The 15,987-nt window shown below is 61.1% G+C and carries 15 protein-coding genes; 11 read left to right on the plus strand and 4 right to left on the minus strand.

The window, feature by feature from the left end; translation table 11 throughout:
• Nucleotides 1-6 precede the first annotated feature (6 nt).
• The 4 genes from IEX27_RS05575 (at nt 7) to IEX27_RS05590 (ending at nt 4,036) form a co-directional block, all read left to right on the plus strand.
• The gene (locus IEX27_RS05575) at nt 7-585 is read left to right on the plus strand and encodes a flavin reductase family protein (RefSeq protein ID WP_244630226.1); all 579 of its coding nucleotides are present in this window, start codon (nt 7-9) and stop codon (nt 583-585) included.
• Between the two features lie 30 nt (nt 586-615).
• A complete protein-coding gene (locus tag IEX27_RS05580) occupies nt 616-2,091 on the plus strand; it encodes a 4-hydroxyphenylacetate 3-hydroxylase family protein (RefSeq protein ID WP_188719943.1) in 1,476 nt (491 codons plus the stop codon).
• A gap of 22 nt (nt 2,092-2,113) precedes the next feature.
• Nucleotides 2,114-2,494 carry a cupin domain-containing protein gene (locus IEX27_RS05585; RefSeq protein ID WP_188719944.1) on the plus strand — a complete coding sequence of 127 codons (381 nt, stop codon included), beginning with the start codon at nt 2,114-2,116 and terminating at the stop codon, nt 2,492-2,494.
• Between the two features lie 192 nt (nt 2,495-2,686).
• Complete coding sequence (locus tag IEX27_RS05590; RefSeq protein WP_188719945.1) at nt 2,687-4,036, plus strand: amidase; 1,350 nt, start codon at nt 2,687-2,689, stop codon at nt 4,034-4,036.
• Between the two features lie 70 nt (nt 4,037-4,106).
• On the opposite strand, the gene IEX27_RS05595 is transcribed toward IEX27_RS05590, so the two are convergent.
• Nucleotides 4,107-4,796: a DUF2848 domain-containing protein gene (locus tag IEX27_RS05595; RefSeq protein WP_188719946.1), complete on the minus strand. Its 690-nt coding sequence runs from the start codon at nt 4,794-4,796 to the stop codon at nt 4,107-4,109.
• A gap of 322 nt (nt 4,797-5,118) precedes the next feature.
• On the opposite strand from IEX27_RS05595, the gene IEX27_RS05600 reads away from it, so the two are divergent.
• From IEX27_RS05600 to IEX27_RS05630, 7 genes are all read left to right on the plus strand, one after another.
• Entirely contained in the window at nt 5,119-6,510 is a 1,392-nt protein-coding gene (locus tag IEX27_RS05600; RefSeq protein ID WP_188719947.1) for a UbiD family decarboxylase, read from the plus strand.
• 54 nt (nt 6,511-6,564) lie between these two features.
• The gene (locus IEX27_RS05605) at nt 6,565-7,515 is read left to right on the plus strand and encodes a Bug family tripartite tricarboxylate transporter substrate binding protein (protein WP_188719948.1); all 951 of its coding nucleotides are present in this window, start codon (nt 6,565-6,567) and stop codon (nt 7,513-7,515) included.
• Between the two features lie 212 nt (nt 7,516-7,727).
• Complete coding sequence (locus IEX27_RS05610; RefSeq protein ID WP_188719949.1) at nt 7,728-8,177, plus strand: tripartite tricarboxylate transporter TctB family protein; 450 nt, start codon at nt 7,728-7,730, stop codon at nt 8,175-8,177.
• Nucleotides 8,177-9,676, plus strand: a complete 1,500-nt coding sequence (locus IEX27_RS05615; protein WP_188720058.1) for a tripartite tricarboxylate transporter permease — start codon at nt 8,177-8,179, stop codon at nt 9,674-9,676. Before IEX27_RS05610 ends, IEX27_RS05615 begins: the two co-directional genes overlap by 1 nt.
• 57 nt (nt 9,677-9,733) lie before the next feature.
• Complete coding sequence (locus IEX27_RS05620; protein ID WP_188719950.1) at nt 9,734-11,200, plus strand: aldehyde dehydrogenase family protein; 1,467 nt, start codon at nt 9,734-9,736, stop codon at nt 11,198-11,200.
• 90 nt (nt 11,201-11,290) lie between these two features.
• Nucleotides 11,291-12,940, plus strand: a complete 1,650-nt coding sequence (locus IEX27_RS05625; protein WP_210315502.1) for a thiamine pyrophosphate-dependent enzyme — start codon at nt 11,291-11,293, stop codon at nt 12,938-12,940.
• 70 nt (nt 12,941-13,010) lie between these two features.
• Nucleotides 13,011-13,589, plus strand: coding sequence for a UbiX family flavin prenyltransferase (locus tag IEX27_RS05630; protein ID WP_188720060.1), 579 nt, complete (start codon nt 13,011-13,013; stop codon nt 13,587-13,589).
• Between the two features lie 55 nt (nt 13,590-13,644).
• Here IEX27_RS05630 and IEX27_RS05635 read toward each other — a convergent pair whose 3' ends face one another.
• The 3 genes from IEX27_RS05635 to IEX27_RS05645 are packed head-to-tail and all read right to left on the minus strand — an operon-like array spanning nt 13,645 to nt 15,985.
• Nucleotides 13,645-14,313: an ATP-binding cassette domain-containing protein gene (locus IEX27_RS05635; protein ID WP_188719951.1), complete on the minus strand. Its 669-nt coding sequence runs from the start codon at nt 14,311-14,313 to the stop codon at nt 13,645-13,647.
• A complete protein-coding gene (locus IEX27_RS05640) occupies nt 14,313-15,059 on the minus strand; it encodes an ABC transporter ATP-binding protein (RefSeq protein ID WP_188719952.1) in 747 nt (248 codons plus the stop codon). The genes IEX27_RS05635 and IEX27_RS05640 overlap by 1 nt, the downstream gene beginning before the upstream one ends.
• The gene (locus tag IEX27_RS05645) at nt 15,056-15,985 is read right to left on the minus strand and encodes a branched-chain amino acid ABC transporter permease (protein WP_188719953.1); all 930 of its coding nucleotides are present in this window, start codon (nt 15,983-15,985) and stop codon (nt 15,056-15,058) included. Before IEX27_RS05645 ends, IEX27_RS05640 begins: the two co-directional genes overlap by 4 nt.
• Nucleotides 15,986-15,987 lie beyond the last annotated feature (2 nt).

Below are 15,987 nucleotides of genomic sequence, written 5' to 3' on the forward strand. Positions count from 1 at the left end.
ACAGTCTTGCCAACACCAGAAGCTGAAACAAAGAAGCAGGCACAGGACAGTGGAGCTGAAGACAGCCAGTTCGATGGGCGGGCATTCCGCCACGCGCTGGGTCAGTTTGCAACGGGCGTAGCCATCATCACCGCCATGGGGCCCGACGAGCAGCCGATCGGCATGACCATGAGTTCCTTCAACTCGGTCTCGCTCGATCCACCGCTTATCCTGTTCAGCGTCGAGCGGAAATCCTACAGCCTGCAGGCGATGCAGGATGCTGAGGGCTATGCGGTCAACATCCTCAGTCGGGCGCAGGAGCAGCTGTCGAACAAGTTCGCACGGGCTCTTTCCGACAAGTTCGCCGACGTGGAGCATGAGCCGGGCTTTGCCCAGGCGCCGCTGCTGCGGGACGCTCTCGCGCATTTCGAGTGCGCACCCTACGCCAACTATGATGGCGGCGATCACGTCATTTTCGTCGGACGGGTGGTTCGCTTCTCTGCGCGGACGGATCTCGATCCGCTGGTGTTCTTCCGTGGCAAGTACGCGGATCTGACGACTGAAACGAGGCCGGCGCCGCAGTGGCCGCTGCCGATACACTACTAATCAAAAAATCTTCCGAGAGGGATGATCACGATGGTCAAAGACGGACGTCAACATATCGAATCTCTGCGCGACGGGCGCGAAGTATACCTCAACGGCAAGCGCGTCGAGGATGTCACCACTCACCCGGCATTCAAGAACGTCGTCGCCTCGGTCGGCCGTCTGTTCGACTTCCATTCGGCGCCTGAAAACCAGGAACTGATGACCTTCGAGACAGAGACTGGTGTCCGCGCCAACAAGATCTGGCAGCTCACCAAGAGCTACGATGAGATGCGCGAGCGTCGCAAGGCCCTGGAGGCCTGGACCGAGCTGCACGCTGGCTTCATGGGCCGCGCACCCGACCACGTCGCTTCCTGCATCTCCGGCATGGCGATGGGCGTGGAAGTGTTCGAGGCCTATGATCCAAAGCGCGCAAAGGCGCTGGCTGACTACTACCGCTACGCCCGCGACAATGACCTTTACCTCACCTATGTGATCATCAACCCGCAGGCCGACCGCTCCAAAGCGGCGAATGCCCAGAAGGACGAGTTCCTGACGACCGCCGTCGTTGAACGCGACGAGGAAGGCATCACCGTCCGCGGTGCGAAGATGCTGGCGACGGGCGGCATCATGGCGAACGAAGTCTTCGTTTCCTGCATCCAGCCGCTGCAGCCGGGCGACGAGAAGTATGCGCTCTCCTTCGCTGTTCCCATGAACGCCAAGGGCCTGAAGATCCTGTCGCGCAAGTCCTATGAGGAAGCTGCGCCCAGCACGTTTGACAACCCACTCGCCAGCCGCTTCGACGAGAACGACGCCGTTCTCTACTTCGATGACGTGAAGGTTCCGTGGGATCGCGTGTTCGTCGATGGCAGCATCGAGATGTGCCAGAAGCAGTTCCACGCAACGCCGGCACACGTTTACCAAAACTACCAGGCGATGATCCGTCTGTCGGTGAAGCTGAAGTTCCTGCTCGGCATCGCTTACCGCACGGCTGAGACGAACGGTACGACCGTGTTCCCGCAGGTCAAGGAAATGCTTGGCCAGCTGGCGGCAGAGGCCGGCATGGTCGATGCGTTTGTGGCCGCAATGGAGGCCAAGGGCCGTTACCATGGCGATTACTACGTGCCGGATCGCCACACGCTCTATGCTGCTCAGACCCTGACGCAGCAGCTTTACAGCAAGGTGCTGAACACGCTGCGCGAGCTCGCCGGTGGCGGCATGATCATGCTGCCGTCCTCGATCGACGATTTCACCAATCCGGAGCTGGCAGCTCTCATCGAGAAGACCCAGCAGTCACCTGCTGCAAGCGCGCAGGACAAGGTGAAGTTCTACAAGCTCGCCTGGGATGCGGTCGGTTCCGAGTTCGCCTCGCGTCACAACCAGTACGAAATGTTCTATGCCGGCGCGACCTTCGTGACAAAGGGACACTCCTTCCGTACCTACGACTGGAAGGGTGCAACCGGCCTCGTGGATCGCATGCTCGACAGCTACGATCTGAATGAAGAGCTGGCCGCGCGGTCGAAGAAATAACAGGTCCGGACGGAGTATTGAAATGCCGGTAAACAAGAAGCACGACGAGTTCTATACGCTCGACATGGAAAGCGGTTGGGAAGTGCCTCCGGGCTACCCGTCCGGGATCAAGCAGAAGATCCTGTCGGGTGCGCTGGACGAGGTAAACAAGAGCGGCACGCGTACGCGCCTGCTCAAGTTCGACCCGGGCGTCTACACGACGAAGCCGTTCGTTCACGATTACTGGGAAGAGGTGTTTCTCTTCTCAGGCGACCTGACGGTTGGTAATGACGAGAACGGCGAGGGTGGTGAAGGTTTTACGCCGAACACCTATGCGGTGCGTCCGCCCGGTGCGTTCCACGGACCGTTCAAGTCCAATGGTGGATGTATCCTGCTGGAAATCCACTACTACGACCCGGTCTGAGTACAGTAGTGGGGCGGCACGTCTGATGAGGTCCACCTGGCACTTTCAAATGACGTGAATTGGAGCGTCTGCGTGGTAAAGTCCACGCAGGCGCTTCATCGTTGATGGGTTCAAAGCGTATGATTCTTGCAGTTCCGGACGGAAAGAGGGGTCCTTTCCCTGGAACTGCTCTAGCTGCTGTATGGTGGAAAAATGACTTCTAGTCTCAAGACGCTACAATCACTTTCTGAGGACCTGGCAGCTGGCCGTACGACGAGCCGCGCGCTGGTGGAGGACTGCCTGGAACAGATCGCATCGAGCGGTGGGCAGGGTGCTACGACCTTCCTCCAAGTGGATGCCGATGGCGCACTGCTGGCCGCGGACGCGATGGACAAGCTGCGGGCGGCCAAGGCAGAGCCTTCGCCCTATGCCGGCATTCCGGTCTCGGTGAAGGATCTGTTTGACGTTCGCGGACAGGTGACGCGCGCCGGATCGAAGCTGCTCGACGGCGCCGAGCCTGCAGAGGCGGATGCAACGGCGGTTGCTCGGTTGCGCCGTGCGGGCTTCGTTGTCATCGGCCGCACCAACATGACCGAGTTTGCCTTCTCTGGCCTTGGCATCAATCCGCACTACGGCACACCGCTCAATCCCTGGGATCGTGAAAACAAGCGTATTCCAGGCGGTTCGTCCTCCGGTGCTGCGATCTCTGTTGCCGATGGCATGGCGCATGGAGCGCTGGGTACGGACACGGGTGGTTCCTGCCGTATTCCAGCAGCGTTTACCGGGCTCGTCGGGTTCAAGCCGACTGCCGCACGTGTGCCGCAGAAGGGCGCGCTGCCACTTTCCACCAGCCTCGATTCGATCGGGCCGATCGCACGCAGTGTGGCGTGCTGCGCGGCGCTTGACGCTGTGCTTTCAGATGAGGCCTATACGCTTACGCAGCGGGACGTGCGCGGCCTGCGCTTCCTTGTGCCGGAAACGCTGGTGTTTGACGGCATCGACGAAACCGTCGCGGCCGACTTCGAGCGGACGATCAAGCGTCTGGCTGATGCCGGTGCGACTATCGTCCGCGCGCCGTTCCCTGAGCTTGGCGACATCGCCACCATCAACGCGAAGGGCGGATATTCCGCGGCCGAGAGCTGGGCATGGCACAAGGCTCATATCGAGAAGAGCGCGGACCTCTATGATCCCCGCGTCATCAGCCGTATACGCCGTGGCGAACAGCAGACTGCTGCCGATCTGATCGAGCTTGGCTATGCGCGCGAGAAGCTGATCCAGGGCGCGGAAGCGCGGATGTCGGCCTACGACGCCGTGCTGATGCCGACCGTGCCGATCGTTGCACCGCGTCTGGCAGAGCTTGAGACGGACGAGGAGTACACCCGCATCAACCTGCTGGCACTGCGCAATCCAACGACGATCAACATGATCGACGGTAGCGCGATTTCCATTCCGATGAGCGAGAAGGGCTCTGCACCAACCGGCCTGATGATTGCGGCAGCACGCGGCAAGGACAAGACGGTGCTGGAGATTGCTTCCGCGATCGAAGCGCTTCTGGCTGCCTGAATTCAATACGGTAAATAGAAAAGGGGACGCCGAGCGAACGGCGTCCCCTTTTCATTTGAAGGGCTTGTAACTAGCCGAGAACCGGGAGCTCCACCACGTCGTAGCCGTGGGAGATGCGGCGGCCGAGAACCGGATCCTCGATCTCGAACTCGAAGCGGCTGGCCGGGCGGATACCGCCCTTTGCGGCGAGCGTGCCGCAGAACATGACGGAATTTTCCGGCAGGCCATCGGCGGAGTAGCCGGCCATCACGTCTTCAGGGGCCAGCATCGAGACGACGTTGCCTTCCTGATAGAGCACGCGTTCGCCGTTGATCACAGCCCAGGAGCGCAGGATCAGCTGATCCCAATGATCCTTGACGTCATCGAAGGCCCAGAGCTCGGAAGCCATCGGCTTCTCGCACATCTGCTTCGACACGGTCACGTTGAAGGTTTCCGCCTTGCGGTCGGTGTGGTCGGAGCCAACGCCGATGTAGGTCTTGCCGCCGGAGCGCACGATAGCGAACTCGACTTCACCGCTCGACTCGCCGCCGCTCACTTCGATCACAGAGCTGGTAGTCAGGCGGGCATTGGCAACGCGATAGTAGATCGGCGTCGATGCGGGGCGAGCAACGCCCAGCTCTTCGAGTTCACGAATGTGCTTTTCAAGTGCAACCGGATCACGTCCGGTCCAGCCGGCGATGATCGTGGTCTCGATCGTCACCGTTTGCGCAGCACTCTGCTGTCCCTGATGGATCGTAAACTCAATGTGGGCTTTGCTCATGGCGTTATATTATTCCTTCGTAGTAGGCGCGGCCGGGAGAAACGGCATGCGAATTCGATCCGAGACGCCTCTATTGGCGGCTGGGATGAAGTCGCAAATTGCCGGGTAGAGTAGCGCAATTTTCTGCCTGCACAAATAGCTTTTTTACAAAGTAAATAATGTTTGTCTGACCCTTGAAAGCACCGACGTTGTACGGTGCAAGGCGAGTCATCACAGGGGAGATTCTCCTTGACTGGCTTTGTAAAATAGCTAACTATTTTAGCAATTGTGACGGAGCGCGACCTGCTGTATCGCGGGGAGCGAACGGATAAACGGTGGGGACATGACTCAGCAGATTTTGGATACGCGTTTTCGGTCGGCCTTGGGTCGTCTGTCAGAGGCCGGTCGGGTTCTGACCTACAATGAGGCCGTTGATCCGCATCTGGAACTTGCCGCCTACATGAAGAAGCTCGACGGGGACAAGCTTCTGCACTTCCCCAATGTCAAGGGCTACTCGATGCCCGTTATCGGCAACCTGCTGAGCAGCAAGGATGATTGCGAGGCGGCGTTCGGCACCGATTTCAACGGCATTCGCGGACTGGTGGAGCGCGCAATCGGCAATCCCATTCCGCCGCAGGTGGTTGAGGATGCTCCGGTCCACGAGGTCGTGCTGACCACGGGCTTCGACGTGCGCGAGCTGATCCCGGCGCTGTTCCATGCGCCAACCGATGCTGGCCGCTACATTACCGCAGGCATCGTTGTGGTGCGCGATCCGGTTACCGGTATCTACAACGCGTCCTACCACCGCCTGCAGCTGCTCGGGCCGGATCGGCTCGGCATCAAGCTCGACTTTGGCCGTCACCTGCGCCTTGCCTACGAGCGCGCCAAGGAACAGGGCCAGTCGCTAGAGGTCGCTGTCTGCCTCGGTGCTGATCTTGCCCTGCACTTCACCGCAGCCACGATGGGCTCTCAGATGCCGGAAGAGGCGGACGAGCTGGCAGTCGCCGGCGGTCTCTCCGGACGCGCGCTGACGGTGACGCAGGCGAAGACGGTCGACCTTCTGGTGCCGTCGGAAGCCGAGATCATCCTCGAAGGCTTCATTTCCGCTGCTGATGAAGAGGTCGAGGGGCCGTTCGGTGAGTTTGTTGGTTTTGCAGCGCCCGCTGCAGCTGCGCCAATCCTCAAGATCTCCGCGATCACGCACCGCAAGAAGCCGATCTATCACGCGATCAACGGCTATGGTCGCGAAACGATCATGCTGCGCAAGTATGTGCTGGAGGCGAGCCTACTCAAGGTTCTCCGCTCCGCTGTGCCGATCGTTGTGGATGCTGACATGACCGCAGGCGGCCTGCACCGTTTCCACGCCGTGGTTCAGGTGAAGAAGCAGTCGCGCCAGCACGACGGCCTGCAGCGCAATGCGATCCTGGCTTCATTCGGCGCGCTCAAGGATCTCGATCTGGTCATCGTCGTGGATGACGACATCGATATCCGCGATCCGATGGATGTCGAGTACGCCATTGCAACGCGCATGGAAGCTTCCAAGGACCTGATCAAGATCCCCGGTGCGCGCGGTCACGAATATGTCCGCGTCAGCGATGGCGGCATTCGCACCAAGCTTGGCATCGATGCGACGGTTCCGTTTGAGGAGCGCGATCGGTTCAAACGCGTGAAGTTCCTCGACATCGACGTCGATCCGAAGAAGTTCACCAACACTCCTGTCGATACAGCGTCCTGAGGCGATGGGTCGATCAACAAAACCAATAATCAAGTACCTAACGAGGGGTCTAAAATGAAGAAGATTACTGGAGCTATTCTGGCAGCAGCGATGTTGACGTCGGGCGCGGCATACGCGCAGGCCTGGCCGGCAAAGACGATCACGCTCGTCGTGCCCTATGCACCGGGCGGCTATACCGACTCCGTTGGCCGCATTACCGCTCAGTTCCTGGAGAAGGAACTCGGCCAGACCGTTGTCGTAGAGAACAAGGCCGGTGCCGGCGGCATCGTCGGATCCGACTACGTGGCGAAGTCCGCGGCTGATGGATACACGCTCTGCATGTGCAGCGTAGGCGCGATTTCCGTTGCGCCGGTTGCCCAGAAGGTCGAGTACGACCCGCTCACCTCGTTCACCCCGATCAGCATCGTCAGCGAAATCCCGCAGACCGTGATCGTGAACCCGAACGTGCCGGTCAACACCATTGAAGAGTTCGTTGCCTATGCCAAGGAGCATCCGGGCGAGCTCGACTACGGCTCGAGCGGTGCGGGCGGCCTGATGCACTTCGCCGTGCAGCTGTTCGCCTCCAAGACTGGCACGGATCTGGTTCACATCCCGTTCGGCGGTGGTGCACCGGCAACGGCGGCAGTGGTTTCGGGCGAAGTGGACTTCACCTTCACCAACATGACCGACGCGCTGCCGCAGCTCGAAGCCAACACGGTCAAGGGTCTGGCTGTGACCTCGGAAGAGCGCAGCAAGTTCCTGCCTGACCTGCCGACCATCAACGAGACCGTTGTTCCGGGCTTCTCGGCTGTGTCCTGGAACGGTGTAATGGCGCCTGCCGGCCTTCCGCAGGAAGCTGTGGCTCGCCTCTCCGATGCGCTGAAGAAGATGGCTGCAGACGAAGGCGTCATCGAGGCCATGGGCCGCGTCGGTGCCTCCACCGTGTTCATCACGCCTGAGGAATACTCCAAGCGCCTCGCTGACGAGGTTGCCCAGTGGACCGCAACGCTTGAAGAGATCAAGTAAGTCCCGGCCATTTGCTGGTTGACTGATGCTTCGATTGTCCGCCGGGAGAAATACCCGGCGGATGTCGCCATTGCGATGCAACAGCATGGTCAACTGGTAAACGCTTCACCCGGGCCGCCGCCCTGGGATTGAGTATTCCGTACCTGGAAGTCTTGCCGCCACGCGGAGTCAGTTCGCGGACCAAGCCGGCCAACAGGACTGTGAGGTTTTCCATGAAGCAATTCACATTGCGTGGCAGCGCTGATCTCTATCTCGGGTTGCTGCTGCTCTTCATATCCGGTGTCATGTACTGGTACGTCTCTGATCTGGAGATCGGTACGGTGCGCCGGATGGGGACCGGTTTCTTCCCCCTCGTTCTTATCGTTATCCTTGCAGGCTTTGGGGTAATCCTCGCCGTCAGGGGCGTTCTGACCAAGTCAGTGCGTGTCGCTCCGATCACCCTGCGGCCGCTCCTCATCATCCTGGTCTCGTTCGTGGCCTTTGCGCTACTGGTCGATCGCGTCGGCCTCATCCTTGCGATTTTCGCGCAGGTCGCGGTGGCTCACTTCGCCTCGGATGAAACCAAACCAGCCCAGAGCCTCCTCTTCGGCATCGTGCTTGCCCTGCTCTCGTCCGGCGTCTTCGTCGGCCTGCTCAACATGCCCGTGGAGCTCCTCCCATGATGGAAACCCTCGGTCTTCTCGGCCACGGTCTGTTCGTGGTTCTCACGCCTGAGAACCTCCTCCTCTGCCTCCTCGGCGCAGTCTTCGGTACACTGATCGGTGTTCTCCCGGGTCTCGGGCCCGTCGCGACGATCTCGCTGCTGATGCCGATCACCTTCTCGCTCGACCCGATCGGCGCCATCATCATGCTTTCGGGCATCTACTATGGTGCGCAGTATGGCGGCTCGACGACGGCCATTCTCGTTAACATCCCCGGTGAATCGACTTCCGTCGTGACGGCGATCGACGGCTACAAGATGGCCCAGCAAGGCCGCGCCGGTGATGCGCTGGCGATCGCGGCTATCGGCTCGTTCATTGCCGGCTGCTTCGGCACGCTCATCATCGCGTTTGCCGGTCCGCCGTTGGCAAAAGTTGCCCAGCAGTTCACCTCACCCGAATATTTCTCGCTGATGGTGTTTGGTCTGGTCGCGGCCGTGGTGCTCGCCAATGGATCACTGATCAGCGCGCTTGCCATGATCTTCCTCGGGCTGCTGCTCGGCATGGTCGGCATGGACGTCAACACGGGTGCGGCCCGCATGACCTTCGGCCTGATCGAACTGTCGGACGGCATCAGCTTCGTTGCCATGGCGCTCGGCCTCTTCGGCGTGGCGGAAGTGATCTGCAACCTTGAGGATGCTGCAACGCGCGGACTGAACAGCTCCCGCATCGGCCGGATCTGGCCCACTCGCGACGTGCTGAAGAGCGCACGCGGAGCGATCGCACGCGGAACCTTGCTTGGAAGCCTGTTCGGAATCCTGCCGGGCGGCGGTGCGACCATGGCCTCGTTCTCGTCCTACGCTCTGGAAAAACGCGTCGCCAAGGATCGCTCGCGGTTCGGCCGGGGAGCGATCGAAGGCGTTGCTGGTCCTGAGGCTGCGAACAATGCCGCCGCGCAGACGTCGTTCATTCCGCTGCTCACCATGGGCCTGCCCACCAGTGCGACCATGGCGCTGATGATCGGCGCGCTGACGCTCCACGGCATTGCGCCCGGACCGAACGTCATCGTGCGCCAGCCGGACCTGTTCTGGGGCCTGATCGTCAGCATGTTCGTCGGCAACGTGATGCTGGTCATCATCAACCTGCCGATGATCGGCCTTTGGGTGAAGCTCTTGCAGATCCCCTACCGCCTGCTGTTCCTCTTCATCGTGGTGATCAGCGCAATCGGCGTCTACTCGGTCAACAACTCGCCCTTCGACATCTACCTGATGATCGGCTTCGGCCTGCTCGGCTACCTGCTGAGGAAGTTCAACGCGGAGCCTGCGCCAATGCTGATGGGCTTCGTGCTCGGGCCGATGCTGGAAGAAAACTTCCGGCGCGCAATGCTTACCTCGCGCGGCGATCTGATGATCTTCGTTGAGCGGCCAATCAGCCTCGGGCTGCTGATTATCAGCGTGCTCCTGATCATCTCTATCGCTCTGCCTTCGGTGCGGGCGGGCCGAGAAGACGTGTTCCAGGAATAGACTTCGAGACGGCGGCTTCTGGCCGCCGTTTGCATATTCAGGTTTTGGGAGTGGTGGATGAGTTCTGTTTCAAAAGTTGCCTGCTTCATCAACGGCGAAGAGCGCTTAGAGGATAACGTCTTCGAGAAGTTCAATCCGGCTACCGGAGAGGTGGCCGCGCTGGTGGTGGAATCGAGCCAGAGCCTCGTCGATGAAGCAGTGATGGCCGCGCGCGCAGCCCTGAAGGGGCCGTGGGGGAAGGCGACGCTGGAACACCGCGTGGATGCACTGCGCAGGCTGGCGGTGCTCATGCAATCGCGGTTCTCAGAGATTGTCGCCGAGGAAATCCTTGACACCGGCAAGCCAATCGCGGCCGTGGCGACGAACGAGATCAACCGCGCCATCGCCAATCTGAATTCCTTCGCGGACATCGCGCTTTCCGAACGGATTGAACCCTTCCGCACTGAAATGGCCAATGGGGCGAGCGCGATCAACGAGACCGTGCGCACACCTGTGGGTGTGATCGGCATTGTCGCGCCGTGGAACCTTCCGCTCTTGCTGCTAACCTTCAAGGTTGCGCCAGCACTTGCCTGCGGCAACACCATCGTTGTGAAGCCTTCCGAGCAGACGCCGCGCACGGCTGTTCTCCTGGCAAAGCTTGCGCTGGAAGCCGGCATTCCGGCTGGAGTGATCAACGTCGTTCACGGGCACGGTGCGAATGCTGCGGGCAGCTTCCTGACGGCTCATCCGGGTATCGATGCGATCTCCTTCACCGGCGAGACCAAGACGGGTGAAGCCATCATGCGCAGCGCCTCGGTCGGTCCCCGCGCGGTTTCGATGGAGCTTGGCGGCAAGAACCCCGCACTCATCTTCAGCGACTGCGATTTCGATGCGGCTGTCACCGGGACAGTGCGCTCCATGTTCGACAATGCCGGGCAGGTGTGCCTGACGACGGAGCGCCTCTACGTTCAGCGGCCGATTTTCGACCGGTTCGTGGAGGCCCTGGCCGAAAAGGCCCTCGCACTCAAGCCGGGTGATCCGATGGATCCGAGCACAACCATGGGGCCTTCCATCAGCGCGGAACAGCAGGCCAAGGTGCTGGGCTTCTACGAGCGGACCGCCAGGGGAGGTGCGACCGTCATCACCGGTGGCGGACGGTTCGAAATGCCGGCACCTTTCACCAATGGCTACTGGGTGCAGCCGACCATCTGGACCGGGCTTGGCGACGACGCGGAAATCTGCCGCAACGAGGTCTTCGGACCTTGCGCCCATGTCGCGGTGTTTGATGATGAGGACGAGGTGATCGAACGCGCCAACAATTCCGAATACGGCCTCGCTGCTACAATCTGGACCAAGGATTCCGACAAGGCCTCCCGGGTTGCGCGCCAGCTGGAAAACGGCACGGTGTGGATCAACTGTTGGCGCGTGCGCGATGAACGGGCGGCGTTCGGCGGGTTCAAGAAGTCCGGCGTCGGACGGGAAGGCGGCAGCTGGTCGCTCAACTTCTACTCCCATCCAAAAACGATCTGTCGGCTGGATGGCTGAGTTTGGCCAGACCGGTTTCGATTTTCTCCGATACCGGTCTAGGCTAGAACAATGCGAGTCCGGCGAGTGCAAAAATCAAGGGGGACAACAGTGTCACAAGAAAAGCAGATGCGCAGCGGTGGTGAAATTCTTGTAGAGGCTCTCCGTATCCACGGCATCGATACCGTGTTCGGTGTGCCGGGCGAAAGCGCGCTTCCCTTCTTCGATGCCGTGGCAAACCCCGATGCCGGCGTTCGCTTCATCCAGTGCCGCCACGAGGCCAGTGCTTCCCACATGGCTGAAGCCGATGCGAAGCTGCGCGGTGCCCCCAGCGCCCTTATCGTGAGCCGTGGACCGGGCGCCATGCATGCGGCCATCGGCCTGCATACGGCGCGGCAGGACTCGACGCCGATGCTGATGATCGTGGGTCAGGTGCCGACCACCGAGCGCGGACGCGAAGGCTTTCAGGAAGTCGACTATTCGCGGATGTTTGCCGACATGACCAAGTTCGTGGCCGAAGTTCATTCGCCCGAGCAGATCCCGGAATATGTTCATCGCGCGCTTCATTTCGCGACGCATGGACGACCGGGGCCGGTCGTTCTCGTGGTGCCGGAAGACGTGCTCGAAACCATGAGCGATGTGGCGGATTTCCCGGCCTTCAAGCCGGCGCTGAGCAGCCCGTCCAGGTCTGACATTGCCGAGGTAGCCGAGCTTCTGCGCAAGGCCGAGCGTCCGCTGGTCATCGTGGGCGGCAGCGGCTGGACGCAAGAGGCTTCCGCGCAGGTGACGCGTTTTTGTGTGGCGAACAATCTGCCGGTGGTGGCAGGCTTCCGGTCGCAGGACATCGTCGACAACAGGCTGGATCAGTACATCGGCGACACGAGCCTTGGCGGCAGCATGGCGCTTGCCGAGCGCATCAAGCGGGCCGACGTGCTGCTGGTTATCGGTGACCGGTTGAGCGAGATCACCACGAAGGCCTACACGGCGCTCAACGTGCCGGTGCCGAACCAGACGCTGATCCATGTCTTCCCTGGACCGGAGGACATTGGCAGCGTCTACAATCCGCATCTTCCAATCGTTTCCAACCCCACAAGATTTGTCGAAGCGCTGGCTGAGGTTGGCCGGCTCGACTCTTCAGCCTGGGATGCGTGGACGCGTGATGGCCGCCACGCCTACGAGGCCTTCCAGGCGACGCCGAACAAGGCCGTCGGCATCAACAATGCCAATATCATCAAGCATCTGAGCCAGACGCTGCCGGAAGACGCCATCGTTACCAACGGCGCGGGCAACTACGCGATCTGGCTCCACCGCTTCTTCCGCTACAAGAAGTTCGGCACTCAGCTTGCGCCGAAGTCCGGTGCGATGGGCTATGGGCTGCCCGCGGGCATCGCCGCGAAGCTGCGCAATCCGGACAGGACGGTGGTGACGCTTGCGGGCGATGGCTGCTTCATGATGGCTTCGCCGGATTTCGCGACGGCCGTGCAGCACAACCTCGGTCTGGTAGTCGTGGTGTTCAACAACAACATCTACGGCTCGATCCGCATGCATCAGGAACGGCAGTTCCCCGGGCGTCCGAGCGGCACGTCGCTCACGAACCCCGACTTCGCGCAGCTTGCGAAAAGTTATGGCGTGTTCGGAACAGTGGTGGAGAGCGAGGACGAATTCCCGGCAGCGCTTGAGCAGGCTCTTGCATCCGGCGGGCCCGCCATCATAGAGGTTCGCACGTCCGAGCGGCAGCTGACGCCCGACTTCAGCATCTGAACTTCCTGCAAAAAATCCGTTCGGGAATGCTGGCATGACCAGCCTTTCGGGCGTCGAAAAGAGAGTGACCATGACCAATCCCCCGAAGAAGCGCATCGTTGTCGGTATCAGCGGCGCGTCGGGTATCATCTATGGCGTGCGGGTGCTGGAAGCACTCAGGATGGCGGGGGTGGAGACCCATCTCGTCATGTCACGCTCGGCCAAGGTCACGCTGGCACACGAACTTTCGCTCAAGGTGCGGGATGTCCACGAGCGGGCGGATTTCGTCTATCCCGCCGAGGATATCGGTGCGCGCATCTCCAGCGGCTCGTTCATCACTGCCGGCATGATCATCGCGCCTTGCTCCATGCGCACGTTGGGCGAGATTGCCACTAGTACTACGTCCACGCTTCTCAGCCGCGCGGCGGATGTAATGCTCAAGGACAGGCGCAGGCTGGTGCTGATGGTGCGCGAGACGCCGCTGCATCTGGGCCATCTGCGAACGATGACGCAGGTTACAGAAGCAGGCGCGATCATCATGCCGCCGGTGCCTGCGTTCTATGCCAAGCCCGAGACCGTGGACGATATCGTCAATCACAGCGTCGGGCGCGCGCTCGATCTGTTCGATATTCCAAACCAGCTCGTGCGCCGCTGGGGCGAAGACGAATAGGAAGAAGGGCTCACGGTCGATCAACCGCGAGCCCTTTCTTCTTCATGGCAATGGCTCAGGCTGCTTCCGCGTCCGTCTCGATAGAACCACGCTCGATGCGGATCATCTCGTCGGAGATATCGGCGAGCAGCTGCGGGCTCGATTCCGTGATGAAGAGCGTGAGCTCCGGCAACTGTTCGCGAAGCCTGCCCAATGTACGGGCGTATTCCAACGCGAGGGCAGGGGCGAGACCCTGGAACGGTTCATCGAGAAGCAAGGCCGAGCGCGTGACCATCAGGGCGCGACCGAGGGCCACCATCTTGCCCTGACCGCCTGAAACACCGCCGCCCGGGCGCTTGCGCATCCCCTCCAGCTCGGGCAGCAAGCGGTAGACACGAGCCAGCCGCTCCTCAGACTCTGCGCGCGAGAGTTTCAACGCGAGCGCGGGAAGAAGGAGATTGTCCTCGATGGTGAATTCCGGGATCAAACGTCGATCCTCGGGCGCATAGCCGATGCCAAGGCCCGCACGAGCATAGGCCGGGAGCGTCGTCAGTTCCGTGCCGTCCACCTTGATGGAACCACTCGTGGCAGGCAGCAGGCCCATGATGGTCCGTAGCAGCGTGGTCTTGCCTGCGCCGTTTCGGCCAATCAGGACTGTGGTGAGGCCCGGCTTCAGCTCGAAGCTGATGTCGCGCAGGATCGGAATGCCAGCAATGCTGGCGCTGACAGATGAGAGGCTCAGCATCAGACGGCTCCCACAACGGTTTCGATGACGCGCTGGTCCTGGAACACTTCCTCGGGACGTCCCTGGGTGAGCACATGGCCGCGGTTCCAGACGAGCACGCGCTCGGCGTAGCGGCGGACAACATCCATGTCATGCTCGACGAAAAGTGCCGTGACCTTCGCCTGCCGGAGGGCCGTCATAAGCGTCTCCATGAGGCCGAAGCGCTCGATGGCGCTGACGCCGCTGGTCGGCTCGTCGAGAAGCACCAGACGGGGTTTCAGCGCGAGGGCAACGGCGATGTCGAGCAACTTGCGGCGGCCTTCAGGCAAGGTCGAAGCCAGGTCGTTCGCATGGTCTGCGAGGTTGAACATTCTCAGCAGTTCCATGGCCTCATCCCGGTAGCGGGGTCGGTCCAGCGGCGACAACATCTGCCAGAGGTTCAGGCGGGCCGCGTTCGACAGCATGACGTTGTCGATGACACGATGGTCGGTGAAAAGCTGCGGGATCTGGAAGGCCCGCGCAATGCCGCGCTTGGCGATCTGGCGTGGCGAGAGGTGCGTAATCTGCTTGCCATCCAGATAGACGTGGCCGGCGCTGGGCTTCAGGTAGCCAGTGCACAGGTTGAGCAGGGTAGTCTTGCCGGCACCGTTGGGGCCGATGATGGCAAGGAACTCGCCTTCGTTGATCTCCAGGTTCACGCCGTCGGCGGCCTTCACCCCGTGGAACGAGATTTCCAGGTTTTCGGCTTTCAGCAGTGGCTTGCTCATACTGCGCTGCCCCCACGCTTCTTGTTGATGAGGCCGTAGAGGCCGCTCGGCAGGAAGAAGATGACGAAGAGCAGTGCAGCGCCGACGATCATGCTCCAGGCATCCGTGAAGCTTGCAGCAAAAGTGTGCACCAGCTCCAGGAAGATCGCGCCGATGAACGGTCCAGCAACGCCGCCGATGCCGCCGAGTACCGCCACAAGGATGAGGTGGCCGGATTCGGTCCAGAAGGCCATTTCGGGAAGGACGTGGCCGATGATCATGGCTGCGAAGGAACCACCGAGACCGGCGAGGGCTGCAGAGATGGTGTAGCCGACGAGTAGAACTCCCCAGACCGGAATGCTGATGTACTCCAGCCGGATCTCGTTGGTGTGGACGGCCTTCAGGGCCTCACCCAGGGGGCTGCGGAAGTACGCGCTGACGGCGAAGCCAACGAGCATGACGACTACGAGGCTGGTCAGGAAGACGATGAGTTCGAAAGTCTGCTCACCGGGAGCAATGCCGAAGAAGGTTGCGCGGGCAACGCGCATGCCGTCGGTGCCGCCGGTGATGTTGTAGAGCTTCGACAGAAGCGAGAACAGGACCATCGATACGGCGAGGTTGAGCATCGCGAAGAAGATCGCGCGGTAACGCACCATGAATGCGCCGACCACGACGCCAGCTGCGGTGGCAATCAACGTCGACAGGATCAGAAGCGAGACGAAGTCGGTGATGCCGTTGCGGGTCAGGAAGGCAGTGGCGTAAGCGCCGATGGCGAAGAACATGGCGTGACCGATGGAGATCAGGCCAGCGCGCAACAGGATGGCAACGCCCAGTGCCGCCAGGCCCTTGGCAATGGCAAGCGAGAGCAGGAACTGAAGCCAGGGGGCGGAGATGCCAGCGATCGCAACGATCACCAGCGCCGCGAGGCCAAGAAGAAACATGCGCATGC

It is taken from the genome of Nitratireductor aestuarii (assembly GCF_014641695.1).
In the GTDB taxonomy this organism is placed as follows: Bacteria; Pseudomonadota; Alphaproteobacteria; order Rhizobiales; family Rhizobiaceae; genus Chelativorans; species Chelativorans aestuarii.